The 16948-nt window shown below is 74.7% G+C and carries 18 protein-coding genes and 1 pseudogene; 7 read left to right on the top strand and 12 right to left on the bottom strand.

Translation table 11 applies throughout. From position 1 onward, the window contains the following. The first annotated feature begins 256 nt into the window (after window positions 1-256). Window positions 257-1006, top strand: a complete 750-nt coding sequence (locus AB2U05_RS35315; protein ID WP_369185536.1) for a FadR/GntR family transcriptional regulator — start codon at window positions 257-259, stop codon at window positions 1004-1006. 37 nt (window positions 1007-1043) lie between these two features. Here the strand turns inward: AB2U05_RS35315 and AB2U05_RS35310 are convergent, their stop codons facing one another. The 3 genes from AB2U05_RS35310 to AB2U05_RS35300 all read right to left on the bottom strand — a co-directional run bounded on the left by AB2U05_RS35310 (window position 1044) and on the right by AB2U05_RS35300 (window position 4954). Next, entirely contained in the window at window positions 1044-2849 is a 1806-nt protein-coding gene (locus AB2U05_RS35310; RefSeq protein ID WP_369185535.1) for an acyl-CoA dehydrogenase, read from the bottom strand. 288 nt (window positions 2850-3137) lie between these two features. Further along, window positions 3138-3908, bottom strand: coding sequence for a hypothetical protein (locus AB2U05_RS35305; RefSeq protein WP_369185534.1), 771 nt, complete (start codon window positions 3906-3908; stop codon window positions 3138-3140). 122 nt (window positions 3909-4030) lie between these two features. Then, entirely contained in the window at window positions 4031-4954 is a 924-nt protein-coding gene (locus AB2U05_RS35300) for a LysR family transcriptional regulator (protein ID WP_369185533.1), read from the bottom strand. Between the two features lie 105 nt (window positions 4955-5059). On the opposite strand from AB2U05_RS35300, the gene AB2U05_RS35295 reads away from it, so the two are divergent. Next, window positions 5060-6001, top strand: a complete 942-nt coding sequence (locus AB2U05_RS35295) for an NAD-dependent epimerase/dehydratase family protein (RefSeq protein WP_369186050.1) — start codon at window positions 5060-5062, stop codon at window positions 5999-6001. On the opposite strand, the gene AB2U05_RS35290 is transcribed toward AB2U05_RS35295, so the two are convergent. From AB2U05_RS35290 to AB2U05_RS35270, 5 genes and pseudogenes are all read right to left on the bottom strand, one after another. After that, the gene (locus AB2U05_RS35290; protein WP_369185532.1) at window positions 5976-6629 is read right to left on the bottom strand and encodes a LysE family translocator; all 654 of its coding nucleotides are present in this window, start codon (window positions 6627-6629) and stop codon (window positions 5976-5978) included. The two genes, AB2U05_RS35295 and AB2U05_RS35290, sit on opposite strands and share 26 nt — an antisense overlap. A 138-nt stretch (window positions 6630-6767) precedes the next feature. Continuing rightward, window positions 6768-7166 (bottom strand): helix-turn-helix transcriptional regulator, encoded by a 399-nt coding sequence (locus tag AB2U05_RS35285; protein WP_369185531.1) that lies wholly within the window; start codon window positions 7164-7166, stop codon window positions 6768-6770. Further along, a pseudogene (locus AB2U05_RS35280) lies at window positions 7163-7396 on the bottom strand (hypothetical protein); the annotation flags it as partial. The gene AB2U05_RS35285 and the pseudogene AB2U05_RS35280, both read right to left, overlap by 4 nt. A gap of 324 nt (window positions 7397-7720) precedes the next feature. Then, a complete protein-coding gene (locus tag AB2U05_RS35275) occupies window positions 7721-8281 on the bottom strand; it encodes a hemerythrin domain-containing protein (RefSeq protein ID WP_369185530.1) in 561 nt (186 codons plus the stop codon). 82 nt (window positions 8282-8363) lie between these two features. Then, entirely contained in the window at window positions 8364-8900 is a 537-nt protein-coding gene (locus tag AB2U05_RS35270) for a hemerythrin domain-containing protein (protein ID WP_369185529.1), read from the bottom strand. 251 nt (window positions 8901-9151) lie between these two features. Here AB2U05_RS35270 and AB2U05_RS35265 point away from each other — a divergent pair, with 251 nt between their 5' ends. Continuing rightward, window positions 9152-9811, top strand: a complete 660-nt coding sequence (locus AB2U05_RS35265) for an HAD-IIIA family hydrolase (RefSeq protein ID WP_052707120.1) — start codon at window positions 9152-9154, stop codon at window positions 9809-9811. Window positions 9812-9874: 63 nt separating this feature from the next. Next, entirely contained in the window at window positions 9875-12085 is a 2211-nt protein-coding gene (locus AB2U05_RS35260) for a catalase (RefSeq protein ID WP_369185528.1), read from the top strand. Window positions 12086-12277: 192 nt separating this feature from the next. Here the strand turns inward: AB2U05_RS35260 and AB2U05_RS35255 are convergent, their stop codons facing one another. Beyond that, window positions 12278-12736 carry an SRPBCC family protein gene (locus tag AB2U05_RS35255; protein WP_045692517.1) on the bottom strand — a complete coding sequence of 153 codons (459 nt, stop codon included), beginning with the start codon at window positions 12734-12736 and terminating at the stop codon, window positions 12278-12280. 235 nt (window positions 12737-12971) lie between these two features. On the opposite strand from AB2U05_RS35255, the gene AB2U05_RS35250 reads away from it, so the two are divergent. Further along, window positions 12972-13610 carry an endonuclease gene (locus AB2U05_RS35250; RefSeq protein WP_369185527.1) on the top strand — a complete coding sequence of 213 codons (639 nt, stop codon included), beginning with the start codon at window positions 12972-12974 and terminating at the stop codon, window positions 13608-13610. Between the two features lie 22 nt (window positions 13611-13632). Here the strand turns inward: AB2U05_RS35250 and AB2U05_RS35245 are convergent, their stop codons facing one another. From AB2U05_RS35245 to AB2U05_RS35235, 3 genes are read right to left on the bottom strand one after another with little or no spacing between them, the layout of a single operon-like run. After that, window positions 13633-14364, bottom strand: coding sequence for a metallophosphoesterase (locus AB2U05_RS35245; protein WP_369185526.1), 732 nt, complete (start codon window positions 14362-14364; stop codon window positions 13633-13635). Next, entirely contained in the window at window positions 14361-14615 is a 255-nt protein-coding gene (locus AB2U05_RS35240) for a BON domain-containing protein (protein WP_045692514.1), read from the bottom strand. The genes AB2U05_RS35245 and AB2U05_RS35240 overlap by 4 nt, the downstream gene beginning before the upstream one ends. Beyond that, a complete protein-coding gene (locus AB2U05_RS35235) occupies window positions 14612-15271 on the bottom strand; it encodes a nucleotidyltransferase family protein (protein ID WP_369185525.1) in 660 nt (219 codons plus the stop codon). The genes AB2U05_RS35240 and AB2U05_RS35235 overlap by 4 nt, the downstream gene beginning before the upstream one ends. A gap of 199 nt (window positions 15272-15470) precedes the next feature. Between AB2U05_RS35235 and AB2U05_RS35230 the strand changes: the two genes are divergently transcribed. Together AB2U05_RS35230 and AB2U05_RS35225 are read left to right on the top strand one after the other, a co-directional pair. Next, window positions 15471-15794, top strand: a complete 324-nt coding sequence (locus AB2U05_RS35230) for a plasmid stabilization protein (protein ID WP_369185524.1) — start codon at window positions 15471-15473, stop codon at window positions 15792-15794. Window positions 15795-15859: 65 nt separating this feature from the next. Continuing rightward, a complete protein-coding gene (locus tag AB2U05_RS35225) occupies window positions 15860-16915 on the top strand; it encodes a PHP domain-containing protein (protein ID WP_369185523.1) in 1056 nt (351 codons plus the stop codon). The last annotated feature ends 33 nt before the right edge of the window (window positions 16916-16948 follow it).

Genomic DNA, 16948 nt, shown 5'->3' with positions numbered 1-16948 from the left:
GGGCACCCCTGGGGGTTGAGGGTGTGCCGGAGAGCACCGGGCCACGACGGCGTGGCGCGGCACCCCCGGCCGGTTCGACGGTCGGACGGCTCTTCGGGGACAGCACTTCGAGAACGGCACTTCGAGGACAGCTCTTCAATGGCCCGGAACCAGACCATTGGGGTGGGTGAGCAGCATCGTTCCGGCTGGGTCGGGGCCGCGTCAAGAGCGAGAAGGGAACGAGTGCGGGAAACCCGTTCGTAGGTACGATTCCGGCGTGGACGAGGACGAAACGCTCGACCGAGCGCGGCTCGACTGGCAGGCCGGGGCGATCTTCCGCCCGGTCAGGACCGGCAACGCCTTCGAGGAGACCGTCGAGCGGCTGCTCCAGGCGATCAAGCTCGGCGTCTTCGGACTCGGCGACCGCCTGCCCGCCGAACGGGACCTCGCCGCCCGGCTCGGCGTCAGCCGGGAGACCCTGCGGGAGGCGCTCCGCACGCTGCAGCAGGCCGGCTGCGTCGAACCCCGCCGCGGCCGTTACGGCGGCACCTTCGTCACCTACCGGATGCCCGCGCCGGACGTCGCCGACCTGCGCCGCGCCGCCCGCGACCTGGGCGGCGCACTGGAGGACGCGCTGACCTACCGTCAGGTCCTGGAGGTCGGCGCCGCCGAGGCGGCCGCCCGTCGCCCCCTCTCCCCCGACCAACGGGCCCACCTGGAAAGCCGGTTGACCGACCTGGAGCAAGCCCCGCCGGAGCAGTACCGCCAGCTCGACTCGCGCTTCCACCTCGCCATCGGCGAACTCACCGGCTCCCCCACCCTCGCCACGGCCATCGCCGAGGCCAGGATGCGCCTCAACGACCTCCTCAACGCCATCCCCATGCTGGACCGGAACATCGCGCACGCCGCCGACCAGCACCGCGCGATGGTCCGCGCCATCCTCGCCGGCGACGGCGACGCCGCCCGCCGCGCCACCGAGGAACACCTCGCCGCGACGGCCGCCCTGCTGCGGGGCTTCCTGGCCTGAGGGCCGTGGACCTCGGCGGCGGGCGCGGCCGGACGGATCACGAGGCGAAGGCGTCCTGGTACCCCGCGGTGGCGATGGGACGGCTGGCGATGAGCGCCTCGGGCAGGTCGAAGGCGTCCACGAGCGTGCGGCCGTGTCCGGCCAGGCGTGCGATTGATCGTTCCTGCAGTTCCGGAAGCACCCCGGCCTGTTCCGCCGTGAGGACGCCGGCGGCGAGCAGGGTCGTCGCGTGCGTGGCGATCCGGTCCAGGGTGAACAGGCGGTGCAGGTCGAGCAGCACGGCCCGGGTGCGGGGCTCGGTGGCGGCGTCCGTCCAGGCCAGCAGGGCTGCTGCGGCGTCGCACTCGGCCCGGGCCGTGACGGCGGCGAGGGCGTCCGGGGCGGCGGAGTTCCAGCGGCGCATGCCGTCCCTGACGGGCACCTCGCGCAGCCGGATCCTGGCTCGGGCCAGCCGCAGGTGCCCGGCCGTCCGCAACAGGGCCTGCCGGGCCGCCGGGTCGGCCAGGTCGGCGGGTCGGCCCGGGCGGGTCCCGGCGTCACCGCCTCGTCCGGGCTCGTCCGCCGCGCCGTCCGCCCCTGCCTCCAGGAGCAGTTCCGCCCCCGCCTTGGCCCACAGTGCGAGGTTGTCGCCCTCGGCGGTGATGGTGCCCTCGATGTCGGCGGCGGCCTCGATGATCCCGTTGACCGGCAGCAGCCCCTGGGCGCCGCAACGCTCCCGGGCCTCGATGATGAGGTCGCGGGCCTGCCAGGTCGTCCACCCCTTGGCGATGGCGACCTGCCGCTCGGCGGCATCCCGGTCCGCCGGGTCGGCCGTGTCGTGCCCGGTCCACCGGGTCACGACCGCACGGTGCAGCGCGGTCATCGCGTAGACGGTGGCAAGGCCGGCGAGCAGCGGACCGTGATGGGTGCGCAGGCTCCACAGCGGGCGACGCTGCTCCGGCCGGACACCCGAGATCTCCCGGTGGTGGGCGTAACGGACCGCGATGGCCAGGACCGACCGGGCGGCGCCGGTGGCGCTGGCGCTCATGCAGAGCTTGCCGGCGGTGACCCGGCCGATCGCGGTGAGGAAGCGCTTCCTGCGGCTGCCGTAGGCGCTGGTGAACGTCCCGTCGTCGGCGAGTCGGCCGTGCGCGCCGGTGAGCAGGGCGTCGTGGGGCAGGGTCACGCGGTCGAAGGAGGTGAGGCAGTGGTCGACCGGGCTTCCGGGCCGCACCGGCAGAGCGCGGACGGTGACGCCGGGAAGCGGTCCGGTCGCGTCGACGAGCGGGGTGTGGAACAGGAAGACGCCGTGGTCGCGCCCGTCGACGCGCAGGCGCGCGGCGACGACGGCGGACTTGGGGCCCCCGACCGTGCTGGTGTTGGGCATGAACTTCTGGGCACCGGGGTTGGGCGTGTGCAGGGTGAAGGTGCGGTCGGTGCGGTCGTAGTCGGCGACGGTCTCCAGCGCGGTGGCGTCGTTGCCGTGGCCGAGTTCGGTGCAGAGGAAGGTGCCGACGCGGTCCATCCGGAGGTACCCGTCGAGCGGGCTCTTGGGGTTGGGGTCGTGGTCGAGCAGGCTGCCGAGGAAGAGGTTGTAGTGGATCCCGGTGAGCACGGTCAGTGCTCCGTCGACGGTGCTGGTCCACTCGTGCAGTGCCGCCAGCCGGGCCGGGTCGGCGGCCAGCGCAGCGGCGTCCAGACGCCCGTTGAGCAGCCGCAACCGCCGGTAGGCGTCGGCGATCCGCTCGGTGCCGCTGTCCCCGGTCCGCGGGTGCAGGGCCGGGTCGGCGGCCAACGCCCGCCAGGCGCGGTGCCCTGAGCCTTCGTCCGCGGCGAAGAGCAGCCGGGTCAGCTCGGCCCTCACGGAACGGCCAGCGAGCGCGGCCGCGGGCGCGGGCGACGGGGCGTCAGGGAGCGGACGTAAGGTCAACGGGGAAGGGGAGTAGGTGGATTCGCGCCGGGCCAGGCCGCTGGGAGTCGTCGTCATGTCCTGCCTAAGAGATCGACCTCGCCCTTGGTCACGGCCATGTGAGTGAGATCACCGGCGCACCGGTGATCTTCCCCCGAGCCCACCCCCCGACCGTGCGCTCGCTTCGGTACGCACGGCTGTGCGTGCCGAAGCGAGCGGACTGCTACCGGCTCCGGCTACCGGCTACCGGGAGAAGTAGACCTTGACGCTGACGGCCGGGCCGTGCGCGTACTTCTGCACGGCCGCCTTCGCCTCTCCCGACACGGGCACGGCAGCGGTGCCCCCGGCCGGGACCGTGGTCAGCCCGCCGATCGGGACCGCCTCGACCGCCTGCTGGGACTTGCCGGGCTGCGGCTCGTCGTAGACCAGGTACACGACGCGGACCGACACCGCCGTGGTGTTCGGGTTGTTCAGCACGACCTGCTCAAAGGCGTCGAACTTGCTCATCGGCCGACCGGCGGCGTCCGCCGGCTCGGCCTCGACGAGGGATGCGTCGGCCGGCAGGTCCGCCGGGGCGGACTCCTTGACCGTCACCCGGACATCGGCGACCTGGTCGGCGCCGGCTCCGCTGAAGGCGAGGACGTCGAAGCCCCCGCCGGGTTGGACGACGAGGCTGCCGCGGTCGCTCCCGTACGCGGTCGTGACCCGTACGTCCGGCAGGTCCTTCCCGCTGCCGTCCACGGCCGTGATCGCCAGGGTGGGCGCCACGCTCGTCCGTCCGCGGTTGCCGATGGACAGTGTCTGGTCGATGAACTCCTGCTTGCCCAGCGCGTGGTAGCGGAAGGACAGCGGTGCGGCCGTGGGACTCGCCGCGACCGGTGCGGCAGCTGACGGCGCCGCACTGCTCGTGGAACCGGCAGGCGGGGACGCCGCTGCGGCCGGAGCCGGAGAGGTACCACCTGAACTGCAGCCGGCGAGCGCGACGGTGCTGAGCACGAGGCCCGCGATCGTCACGCCCCGCCGGTGCCGAACGAAGGATCGATCCATGCTGGGCATTGCGGGAGACTAGCGCAGGTGGGGGGGGGCACCGCGGGACCACGGGCCTGGCAGCTCTGCTCGCCCGCCGCCGGCGGCCGTCAGTCCTCTCCCGTTCCTCCGGCGACGAGCCGGGTGGCGAGGTCCTCCGCCAGGTGCGCGGCCCGGCCGCGGCGGCGGCGGGCGAGGGCCAGGCCCAGGTGGCGGCGCGGGCCGGGTTCGGCCAGTGGGAGGGCGACCAGGTCCGGGTGCGGGGAAAGGCCGATCTCGGGGATCAGCGCGATGCCGATCCCGGCGCGGACCAGTGACTGGGCGAACTCGTAGTCCGTCGCGGTGCAACAGATCCGCAGCTCGACGCCGGCCAGCTCGGCGTGGTGGGCGAGTTGGTCGGCGGACTTTCGGCAGCCCAGGATCCAGCGCTGGTCGGCGAGTTCGGCCAGGTGCGGGGCCTCGGGGCGCTCCCGGTGGCGGGCGGCGGCGGGGTGGTGGCGCGGCAGCACGACCCGCACCGGGTCCTCGCCGAGCGCCGTCCAGTCCAGCCCGGAGCGGTCGCCGGGCCGGGCGGGCGGCGGGCCGGCGAAGTGGTAGGCGAGGGCGAGGTCGGCGCGCCCCTCGCGGACGGCGGGCAGGCTCTCCTCCGGTTCCGCCTCCAGGACGGTCAGTTCGACCTCCGGGTGGTCGGCGGCGAAGCCGGCGAGCACCGACGGCAGCAGCCGTCGTCCGCCGCTGGCGAAGGTGGCGACGGTCAGGGCGGTCCGCTCGGCGGTCAGCCGGGCGATGCGCTGCTGGGTGTCGGCGAGTTCGGCGGCGATCGCGTCGGCGGCCTCCACCAGCAGCCGGCCCGCGTCGGTGAGCGTGACCCCTCGGGTGGAGCGCTCCACCACCGGCGCGCCGAGGCCGCGTTCCAGCGCGGCGACCTGCTGGGAGACGGCCGAGGGGGTGCAGTGCAGGGCCTGGGCCGCCTGGTTGAAGCTGCCGCGGCGGGAGACCTCCCGCAGGACCGCCAGCCGCTGGACGTCGATCAACAGTTCTCCTAATGACGGGTGCGCCATCCCCACACTACTGCTGACGACCGATCCGCGGCAGGCTGGTCCCACCGAAAGCAACGAGAGAGGACCGAGGACGTGGACGTGGACGTGTGCGTGATCGGCGGAAGCCGCTACTTCGGCAGGCGGCTGATCGAGGAACTCCGTGACGCGGGCGCCACGGTGACCGTCGTCAACCGCGGCTCGACCCCCGCCCCGCCCGGCGTGACCCACCTGCGCGCCGACCGGAACGACGAGGGCGCCCTGCGCGCCGCGCTCGCCGACCGGCGCTTCGACGCCGTCATCGACCAGGTCTGCTACACCCCCGTCCAGGCGGCCGTCGCCGCCCGGGTGTTCGCCGACCGCACCCCGCGCTACCTGCTCACCTCCACCGTGGAGGTCTACGCCCACCTCGGCCGGCCCGGCGGCCCGCCGCTCACCGAGGCGGAACTCGACCTGGCGGCCGAGCCGGTGGACCTGCAACTCCCCTGGCACGACCAGCAGTTCGTTTCGGATCACTACGCCGAGGGCAAGCGCCAGGCGGAGGCGCTGCTCACCCGGCAGGCCCCCTTCCACGTCGTCACCGTCCGGACGGCGCACGTCCTCGGCGGCGCCGACTTCACCGGCCGGCTGGCCCACTACGTGGAGCGGATCGGACGCGGCCTGCCGGTGGCCGTCCACGCCTCGCCGCAGCGCGCGTCCTTCGTCCACGAGGCGGAGATCGCCCGCTTCCTGGCCTGGGCCGCGACGGCCGACTTCCTCGGCCCGGTCAACGCGGCCTCCCGAGAAGCCCTGGACGTACGGGAGTTGTGCGCGGCCGTGGGCCGGGTGACCGGCACCGAGCCCCGGCTGGTCGGCGGCGGGACCGAGCCGACCTCACCGTTCTCCTTCGACCGCTGCTACGCGATGGACACCGGCCGGGCGGCCCGCCTGGGCTTCCGCTTCTCCGCCGTCAGCGACTGGCTGCCCCGGGTCGTCGAGGAGGCCGTCGAGAAAGCCGCCGAGGAGGCCGCCGCGGCGATCAACCGTCAGCGAGTGCCAGCTTGAGACCGAAGCCGACGAGCACCGTACCGGTGACCGCGTCGATGGCCCGCCGCACCGAGGCGCGGTTCAGCCACCGCCGGACGAGCTGGGTGCCGAAGATCAGCGCGCTGAACCAGACCAGGCCCTCCAGGTCGTGCACGGCCGCCAGGACGACCCCCATCAGCAGGTGCGGGGCGCCGCTGGGGATGAACTGGGGCAGCATCGCCATGTAGAAGACGCCGTTCTTCGGGTTGAGCAGGCTGGTGCCCAGCCCGCGCGCCCAGGACCGCAGCCAGGTCGCCTCCGCACCCGCGGCATCCGCCGTGCCCGCCGCGTCCCCCGACGCGGCTCGGCCGCGCTCCTTGAGCGTCTTGCGGACCATGCCGACCCCCAGCCACACCAGGTACCCGGCACCGGCCACGCGCAGCGCGTCGTACAGCAGGTGGGAGGCCGTGAGCACCGCCGTGGCGCCGACCGCGGCGGCCACCCCCCACACCAGCACGCCGCAGAGGATCCCGAGCGCCGTCGCGAAGGCCCGGCGCCTGCCGAGGGTGATCGCGGAACGCAGGACGAGGGCGGTGTCCAGTCCGGGCATGACGGTCAGCATGCCGGCCACGACGGCGAAGGATGCGATGGCGGAGGTCACGGTCATGCGGCCATCCTGGTGCCACGGCCGCGATCACGTCCAACGAGGTCCGCTTCAGGACCCATCAGCGGCACTGATGCCGCTGCGCCCGGTGGCGGCCCCCGGGCGCTCCCGTCCGCGCGCGGCGGGAGAGCCGGCGGGCCACTACGGGCCGGCATCTTCCCCCTCGCCCGGGCCGCCCCCGCGCAGCAGTACGGCCAGCAGCTCCGCGAGGGTGGGCCCGGCGTCCGCCGGGTGGCGCAGCTGTTTGCCCGCGATCACCTCGTAGTGGTTCACCCGTCCCCGGCGCTCGTGGGTGAGGTAGCCGGCCTCCTCGAGGTCGGCGATGATCCGCTGCACCGCCCGCTCGGTGAGCAGGCAGCCGACGGCGATGTCCCGCACCCTGATGCCGGGGTCACGGGCGATCTGCACCAGGACCCGGGCGTGGTTGGTGAGGAAGGTCCATCCCGGGCTCGCCGGACGGCCGGGCACGGGCGCGACCCCCGATCGGTCCGGCGTCCCCGCAGGGGGCCCGGGGACGGTGTGGTCGGCGTACGCGGTCATCGCGTGACCTCCGGATCGGGGCTGCCGAGCAGCTGCGGAGCGAGTGTCTTCACCATGGTGGTCGTCCAGCGCAGTTGCCGCAGCGTCTGCGGGCGGCACGCCGTGGCGAGGGCGAGCAGCGGCTCGTCCCGGACGGCCCGCGCGGCCCGGGCGGGCATCTCGCGGCGCAGCGCGTTCCCGGCGGCGGCGAGGTGGAGGTCACGAAGGTCCTCCAGCAGGGCCGGTCCGGGGCCGGACCGGCGCCCGGGGCCGTCGTGGGGGACGGCGCCGTCGCCGTCGAGGGGGCCGGCACCGGCCAGGGCGCGCCGGGGCCGTACGGGGTGCGGTCACCCCAGGAATCGGCGATCCGGTCCGCTCGTTCCCGCACGTCCTCGCACCTCCGTGCCGTCCTCGTCCGTGGTCATCGCTCCTGGCGGCCCCGCCGGCCGGGGGCCGACCGGGGTCGGCCACCGTGGGTCATCGCGCGGTTGCCCGGGATCGCCGGGGCGAAACCCGGGTTCCCGCGCCGCGGACGCTCCCCGTCCGGTCGGCCTTCCGGAGGCGCGGGTGGCGGGTCAGCGCGGTCCGCCCGGGGTCAGGAAGGCCCGCAGGCGTTCCATCAGCGGGCGCTCGGGCGGTGGCAGCCGGTCGGCGGGGCGTTCGGTCGGCGGCTGGTGGTGGGGCCGACCGGAGGAGCGCCGCTCGGTCTCGCGGGCGCGGACCGCCAGGTCGCGCAGTTCCGCCTCGGTGGTGACGGCCCGCACGGCCGGGAAGAGCCGGCTCTCCTCCTCGCCCGCGTGCCCGGTGACCTCCTCGATCAGCCGGGCCACCAGGCGGTCGAAGCGGGGCGAGTCGACCCGGGTCGGCCGGAGTTCGGTGAGCAGGGCCTCCACTCCTCGGTGGTCGGCGAGTTCGCGTTCCACCACGGCCGGCCCGTCCGCCAGGCGGTCGCGGGCGAGCGGGTAGAGGTGCTGTTCCTCGGCGCGGGTGTGGCGCACCAGCTGGTCGGTCACCAGATCGACCAGCTCCTTGCGCTGCGGGTCCCCGCTGGGGAGGCCGCTGAGTTCGCTGAAGTGGACCAGGACGGCCTGGTGCTCGGCGGTGAGCTGGTCCAGCAGGTCTTCGTCGTGCCGCACGGGACTTCCTTCCTGAGGTTCCTGGGGTTCCTGGGTGTTCCTGGGCTTCCTGGGCGTGGCTCCTGCCGCGGGCGGGGGTGGGTCAGCCCTCCAGCACGTCGGCGATGCGGTGCAGCACGCCGCCCGAGGTCGGGTGGCGCGGCGCGGTCTCGCGTACGGCCTGCATCCGCTCGCCCAGTTCCCGCAGCTCGGTGCGGCCGAGCGCGGCCCGCACCTTGGGGAACCAGTCGTTCTCCTCCCGCTCGATGTGCCGCTCGACGGCGTCGATCAGGACGGCGGTCTTGGCGTCGTAGCCGTCGTCGCCCGGATCCATCCGGCTCAGCTCCTCGCAGAGCAGGTCGGCGACGTGGTGCTCCTGTTCGGCCTGGTCCATCTCCTCGGCGAGGCCGGGCAGTTCCTGGCGGATCCTGGGGTAGACCAGTTCGTCCTCCAGGTAGGTGTGGACGGTCAGCGACTCGACGATCCGTTGGACCGTCCTGCGCCGTGCGCTGTCGTCGCCGCCGTCACCGCCGTTGCCGTCGCCGGCGCCGCCGGCGCTGTCGAGACCGCGGTACTCGCGGAACAGGCGGCGGACCTCCTTGTGGTCCTCCCGCAGCAGGACAATGGCATCGTTCGACATCGCTGGTCTCCTCGGTCTCCTCCTCGCGGCTCCCCCGCCGGTCGGGCGTGTCCCCGGGCGGGCACGGGCCAAACCCGGCCGCCGCCGGGATCGCCGCCGGGCCCGGGACGACCGGCCACGGGACGACCGGCACGGGACGGCCCGCACGGCACGACACGACCGGGCACCGCTCCCCCGGCGACCGACCGGCCGATCCGGATCCGCCCGCCGCGCGCCGTTTGCCGTCCTCGGCGGCGGCAACCCGCAGGGGCATGGACCACCTCGGAGAACTCGTACTGACCGTCCCGAAGCCCCGCCCGGACATCGAGGACCAGGGCCCGCCCGGGCCGTGGCTGTTCCTCCGCCCGGACGGACCGGCGGTCGGCCCGGCGACGGCCGAGCGCCCGGCGGGTGCCGTGCTGTTCGGTCGCGACGGCACGCTCCTGCAGAACGTCGCCTACAACGGCGACCCCGCGATGGTCCGTCCGATGGCCGGGGTCCGGGCCGCGCTGGCCGTACTGCGCGGGGCCGGGTTCGCCATCGGCGTGCTGAGCAACCAGCCCGGCGTGGCCCGCGGGCTCCTCGGCCGCGGACAGGTCGAGGCCGTCCAGGCCCGGGCCGAGGCGCTGCTGGGCGCGGTCGACGTGTGGGCAGTGTGTCCGCACGGATCGCACGACGGCTGCGCCTGCCGGATGCCCGCCCCGGGGCTGGTGACCGCCGCCTGCCGGGCGCTCGGTCTGCCGCCCGCGCGCGTCACGGTGATCGGCTGCGAGGACGCCGTGATCGCCGCCGCGCTCGCGGTCGGCGCCCACGCGATCCGGGTCCCGGAGCCGGGCCGGCCGACAGCCGGGCCGTGCCCGCCGTGCACGCCCACGGCCTGTTCGGCCGCCGACGACCCGGCCGAGGCGGCCTACCTCCTGCTGCGGCACTGACCCCCCTCCCGGCGGCCCCCACCTCCGGCCGTACGGCCCGAACTCCAGGACGGAGAAGGCGAGATGAGCAACGCCCCCGAATCCCCCGGGCAGCGCGCCCGCACCCCGCTGGTCACCGGGACCCCGCCCCCCGAACCGCCGCCCCGACCGCCCGAGCCGCCCGAACCCGCCGCCGACCGGGACGCCAAGGACGTCGCGCTGGACGCCGCCCGGGCCGCCGACCCGGACGGCCCGCTCACCACCGACCAGGGCGTCCGCGTCGACAGCACCGACGACTCGCTCGCCGTCCGCGACCGCGGCCCCACCCTGCTGGAGGACTTCCACCTGCGCGAGAAGCTCACCCACTTCGACCACGAGCGCATCCCCGAGCGGGTCGTGCACGCCCGCGGCGCCGGCGCCTACGGCTTCTTCGAACCGTACGAGTCGCTGGCCGAGTTCACCTGCGCCGACTTCCTCCAGGAGGCGGGCCGGCGCACGCCCGTCTTCGTCCGCTTCTCGACCGTGCAGGGCCCGCGCGGCTCCGCCGACACCGTGCGGGACGTCCGCGGTTTCGCCACCAAGTTCTACACCGGGCACGGAAACTACGACCTGGTCGGGAACAACATGCCGGTGTTCTTCATCCAGGACGCGGTCAAGTTCCCCGACTTCGTCCACGCGGTGAAGCCGGAGCCGGCGAACGAGATCCCCACCGGCGCCTCCGCCCACGACACCTTCTGGGACTTCTGCTCGCTCCAGCCCGAGACCACCCACATGCTGATGTGGGTGATGTCCGACCGGGCCATCCCGCGCAGCTACCGGATGATGCAGGGCTTCGGCGTGCACACCTTCCGCCTGGTGAACGCGCGGGGGCGCGCCACCTTCGTCAAGTTCCACTGGAAGCCGGTGCTCGGCGTCTACTCCCAGGTGTGGGACGAGGCCCAGCTCACCGCCGGGCGCGATCCCGACTTCCACCGCCGGGACCTGTGGGAGGCGATCGCGGCGGGCGACTTCCCCGAGTACGAACTCGGCGTCCAGCTCATCGCGGAACAGGACGAGTTCGCCTTCCCCTTCGACCTGCTGGACCCGACCAAGCTGGTGCCGGAGGAGCTGGTGCCGGTCCATCCGGTCGGGCGGATGGTGCTCGACCGCAACCCGCGGAACTTCTTCGCCGAGACCGAGCAGGTGGCGTTCCACACCGCCAACGTCGTGCCCGGGATCGACTTCACCAACGATCCGCTGCTGCAGGGCCGCAACTTCTCCTACCTGGACACCCAGCTGATCCGCCTCGGCGGCCCCAACTTCTCCCAGCTGCCGGTCAACCGCCCGCTCGCCGACGTCCGCACCGACCACCGGGACGGCTACGGCCAGCAGGTCGTCCACGACGGCACCAGCTACACGCCGAACTCCGTCGGCGGCGGCTGCCCGGCCACGATGGGCGGCGGCCACCTGGCCGAGGGGGTGTTCCAGCACTACCAGGAGCGGATCGACGGATCGGCGGTCCGCCGCCGCAGCCCGAGCTTCGGCGACCACTACAGCCAGGCGGCGCTGTTCTGGCGCAGCATGGCGGACTGGGAGCAGCGGCACATCACCGCCGCGTTCGCCTTCGAGCTCGGCAAGGTCGGTGACCAGGAGGTCCGGCAGCGCACGGTCGGGAACCTGGTGCACGTCGATCCGGGCCTGGCGGCGGAGGTGGCCCGGCGGATCGGCGTGCCCGAGCCCGAGGCGGCGCCGGCGAACGGGGCGGCGCCGCTGGACGGGCGGGCGGCTTCGGCCGGGAACGGCACGGCCGGGCCGCGGACCTCCCCCGCGCTGAGTCTGGACAACCTGCGCGGCCGCGGCATCCGCACCCGCAGGGTCGCCGTGCTGACCGGCCCGGGGGTGGACGGCGACCAGGTGCGGGCCGCCCGTGCGCGGCTGTGCGGCGCGGGCGCCCGCGTCGACACGCTCGCCGCGCACGGCGGTCACGTGCTCGCGCAGGACGGTGAGCACCTGCCGGTGGACCACCCGCTGCCCACCACCGCCTCGGTGCTGTACGACGCCGTCGTGGTACCGGACGGCTGCCACCGCGCGCTGCCCGCAGATCCGGACGCCGTCGCCTTCCTCGCCGAGGCGCTGCGGCACGGCAAGCCGGTCGCGGTGCTGGGCTCGGGCGTCGAGCTGTCCCGGGCGGCCGGGTTCGGTACGCCGAGCGGGCTGGCCGGGGTCGCGGTCCGGGCCGACGGCGGACGGCCCGATCCGGCGTTCTGGGACGAGTTCGCCGGCCTGGTCGAGCGCCACCGCTTCCCCTCGCGCTGACTTTCGCCGACGCGGGCCAACTCGCGCTGACTCTCGCCGACTCCCGCTGACGCGCCCGCACACCAGGGCCCGGACGGTGCCGTACACGGCAGGCCGTCCGGGCCCTCGGTGTGTCCGTACTCCGGCCGTACGCCAGCCATACGCCGGCCGTACGCCGACCGGACGCCGACCGGACGCCGGTCCGGCGGCGGGTCAGCCGGGGGTGATCCGGCCGCGCCAGCCGCCCTCCTCCCGGCCGCGCTCCTCCATGAACTCCTTGAAGCGCTTCAGGTCCCCCTTCACCCGCCGGTCGATCATGCCCATCATGTCGCCGGCCTTCTCGGCGATGCCCTCGGGCCGGAAGTCGATGGCCATGTGCACCCGGGTGTGCACGTCGTCGAGCCGCTGGAAGGTCACGACGCCCTTCTGCTCCACCTCGCCGTCCATCGTCCGCCAGGCGATCCGCTCGTCGGGCTGCTGGTCGACGATCTCGGTGTCGAACTCCCGGCTGACGCCGCCGATGCTGGTCCGCCAGTGGTTGTGGCGGTCGTCCAGCTGCGTCACCGCGTCGACGCCCTCCATGAAGCGCGGGAACTCCTCGAACAGCGTCCACTGGTTGTAGGCGGTGTGCAGCGGCACACCGACGTCCACGGACTCCTTCACCATGCTCATCTGCGACCTCCTCGTACCGTGCGGCCGGGCCGTTCCCGACCGGTCGCGCGTGTGCCCGCCCAGGGGCGGTGTAACCACCGCGCCGGGCCCGACCTCCGGTCCCCGGACGACCGGCCGCCGCCCGGGGACGTTTCGCCCGTGCGGGCCGGGGCAGCCTCGGGTCCCCACCGGGCGCCGCCCCGCCCGGACCTGACGGGCGCCGAGGAGGCGCACCGAGGAGGGAGGTGCTCGCGCGATGACGGTCGACACCATCACCTCCCGGCTGCTCTCCGAGCACGGCCGCACCTACGCCGAGGAGGCCGGCATCACGCTGCGGGACAAGCCCTCGCCGCTGTACCGGCTGCTGGTCCTGACCGTGCTCTGCTCCATCCGGATCAGCGCCGGGACGGCCACCCGGGCCGCCCGGGAGCTGTCCGCCGCGGGGTTCCGCACGCCCCGGGCGATGGCCGACTCCGGCTGGCAGGACCGGGTCGACGCCCTGGGCCGGGCCCACTACGTCCGGTACGACGAGAGCACGGCGACCGCCCTCGGCGAAGGGGCGCGGCTGGTGCTCGACCGCTGGCACGGCGACCTGCGCCGGATGCGGGACGAGGCCGACCGCGATCCGGACGCCCTGCGGGAGCTGCTGCAGGACGTGCCGAGGATCGGCCCGGTCGGCGCGGGCATCTTCTGCCGCGAGGCCCAGGCGGTGTGGCCGTGGCTGCGGCCGTTCTTCGACGACCGCGCGTGCGGCGCGGCCGAGGACCTCGGGCTGCCGCACACGCCCCGCGACCTGGGCGGCCTCGTGCCGCCGAAGGACCACGCCCGCCTGGCCGCCGCGCTGGTCCGGGTCAGCCTGTCGAAGGACGCGCTGGCGCGGCTGCGGGACGCCTGACCGGCGGCGGGCCGGCTGGGTATCAGTCGCCGTGGGCGTGCAGCTGGTAGACCGCGAAGGCGCGGCCGAGGACGGGCTGGGCGACGTTGCGCACGCGCACCCCGCAGGCGGTGAGGCCGCGCTCGGTGCCCAGGTGCGCGTGGCCGTGGACGGCCAGGTCGGCGCCGGCCCCGTCGATGGCCTCGGCGAGCAGGTAGCTGCCCAGGAACGGGAAGATCTCGGGCGGCTCGCCGGCCAGGGTGTCCGGCACCGGGGCGAAGTGGGTGAGGGCGATCCGCAGGTCGCAGCCCTCCTCGGCCAGTCGGTCGAGCGCGGCGCGCAGACCGTCCGCGCACTCCCGGCTGTGCCGGACGAAGGCCTTCATCTCGGGCTCGCCGAACTCCCCGCCGCTGCGGCCGGCGAAACCGCCGCCGAAGCCCTTGGTGCCGGCCACGCCGACGAGCCGGCCGTCCACCTGGACGGTGGTCGAGGCGCGTTCCAGCACCCGTACGCCGTGCGCGGTCAGGATCCGGGTGACCTCGTCCGGCCCGCCGGCGTCGTAGTCGTGGTTGCCCAGGACGGCGATCACCGGCACGGGCAGGCCGCCGGCCTCCTCCCCCACCACCACCGCCTCCTCGGGGGTGCCGTGCCGGGTGAGGTCGCCGGCCAGCAGCAGCAGGTCCGCCAGGTCGCCCAGCGTGGCGAAGGCGGGCCGCAGCAGGCCCCGGCTGTCCGGGCCGAGGTGGATGTCACCGACCGCGGCCACCCGGATCACGGCAGGTCCTCCACCCCGGTCGGCGGCCGGCCGTCGACGAGCGCGATGTCGGTGTGCACCGTCAGTCCGGCCAGGGCCTCGTTGACGATGCGTTCGACGGCCGCCCGGCGCCGCTCGTTCGGCACGGTGCCGCGCACCGTGACCCGGGCGCCGTGCAGTTCGATCCGCAGGCCGAGTTCGCCGACCTCGTCGTCGGCGAGGCGGTCGCGCAGGTGGGCGAGCCGGTACTCGGTGTCGTCGGCGCCGCTCATCGGTCCGCCTCCTCGGGTTCGATCACCTGGAGCCGTTCCAGGAGGAACAGGAACGCCGCCGGCATCGGCGCCCCGCCGCGCTCCGCCCGGACCCGCCGCCAGTCGACCTTCTCCCGCAGCGGCCGCACCACCGAGAGCACCGCGCCGAAGTCGCAGTGGTGCTCGGAGAACGCGGCCAGCAGGCTGCTGACCAGGTCGGTGGCGGAGAGCACCGGCATGTGGACGGAGTCCACCGGCAGCACCTCGGCGCGGTCCAGCAGCTCCGAGGTGACCGGCCGCTTGGCGAGCTCCAGGATCAGGTCGACGTCCTGGCCCAGGCAGCGGGCCTTGACCAGCCAGTCCTCGGGCGGCAGGAACACCTGGAGCCCGGCCTCGCGCAGGGTGTGGGTGACGGCGTCGGCGTCCTCGCGGCGGATGCAGAAGTCGGCGTCGTGCTGGAGCCGCACGGCGGCGCCGTGCGCGTAGGCGGCGACCCCGCCCGCCAGGGCGAACGGGTGGTCCTTGGCCTTGAGCAGCGAGCCGATCCGCTTCGCCGCCTCCAGAATGGCCTGGGCCCGGTCGGGCGGCAGGCTCCCGTCCGCTCCGTCCAGCGGCCAGTCGGCCGGGTCGGAGCGAGCCGGGCGCGGCGGATCGAGGTGTTCGACGCGTCTGTCCATCGCAGGCTCCTCCGCCGGCTCGTTCGGGGCTCCCACGGCTACCCCGGTACCGGGAGTTCACACGGTCGGAGGGCTGCCCCGCCCGGGCCGGACGGGTCGGACGGGCCGGACGGGGTCGGGCCGGCTCGGGCGGTTTCCTGCGGTTCGTCCGGGTATACGCCCCCGCGCAACGACCCGGACCACGAGAGGAGCGGCGGCCATGCCCCGAGGATCCAGCCCCAAGCGCGAGCGGCAGTACGAGCACATCAAGGAGAGCGCCCTCGACCGCGGCGAGAGCGAGAAGCGGGCCGAGGAGATCGCCGCCCGGACGGTCAACAAGGAACGGGCCCGGCACGGCGAGTCGAAGACCGCGAGCCGCTCGTCGACGCACGACATGTCGTCGAGCCGGCGCGGCGGGCAGCGCTCCCACCAGGGCAGCCAGGGCCCGACCTACGACCAGCTGTACAACGAGGCCAAGCACCGCAACATCAAGGGCCGTTCGAAGATGAACAAGCGCGAACTGGCCAACGCGCTCGGCCGTTGAGCACGGCGCCCGGCGACGCGCCGCGCACCACCGCACGCTGACCCGGCCGGCCCACGAGGGACGTCATGGACCCGGCGACGGCGCTGCGGCGGATCGCCTTCCTGCTGGAGTGGAACGACGCCTCGCCCTACCGGGTGCGGGCGTTCCACACCGCGGCCGACGCCGTCCGCGCGCTGCCGCCCGGTCCGGTGGACGCTGCGCAGGCCCGGCGCCTGCCGGGCGTCGGGCCGGTCACCGGCGAGGTGATCGCCCAGGCCTCCGCAGGCGCCGTTCCGCGCTACCTCGCCCGGCTGGAGACCGCGGCGGGACCGGCCGCGCGGGCCGGATGGGACCTGGCGGCGGCCGCGCGCGGCGACTGCCACCTGCACTCCGACTGGTCGGACGGCGGCCACCCGATCGAGGAGATGGCCGAGGCCGCCCGCACGCTCGGGCACGACTGGGCGGTACTCACCGACCACTCGCCCCGCCTGACCATCGCCCACGGACTCGACCCCGAACGGCTGCGCCGCCAGCTCGACGCGGTCGCGGCCCACAACGCCGCGGCCCGGAACGTCGTGGCCCACGACACCGCCGGCCACCACGCCGGGGACGGGCCGTTCCGGCTCCTGGCCGGGATCGAGTGCGACATCCTGGAGGACGGCTCGCTCGACCAGGAGCCCGAACTCCTCGACCGGCTCGACGTGGTGGTGGCCTCGGTGCACTCCAAGCTGCGGGCCGATCCGGAACCGATGACGGCCAGGATGCTGACCGCCGTCCGCGACCCGCGCACCAACGTGCTCGGCCACTGCACCGGGCGGATCGTCACCGGCCGCGGCCGGCCGCCGTCCCGCTTCGACGCCGCGGCGGTGTTCACCGCCTGCGCCGCGGCCGGGACGGCGGTCGAGATCAACTGCCGCCCCGAGCGCCGGGATCCGCCCGACGAACTGCTGCGGCTGGCCGTCGAGGCGGGCTGCCTGTTCGCCGTCGACACCGACGCCCACGCCCCGGAGCAACTGCACTGGTTCACCTCCGGCTACGCCCGCGCGGCCAGGTTCGGCCTCGGGCCCGACCGGCTGGTCACCACCTGGCCGCGCGAGCGCCTGCTCGCCTGGGCGCGGCCGGCCGCCGCCAGGCGACCGTGAGCCCGGGCCCCTCAACAGCCCCTGCCGGTCAGC

Origin of the sequence: Streptomyces sp. Y1 (assembly GCF_041053115.1) — a bacterium.
GTDB classification, from domain to species: Bacteria; Actinomycetota; Actinomycetes; order Streptomycetales; family Streptomycetaceae; genus Kitasatospora; species Kitasatospora rubellomurina.
The sequence above is the reverse complement of the archived record's forward strand: the minus strand, read 5'-3'. Positions and strand labels throughout refer to the sequence as shown.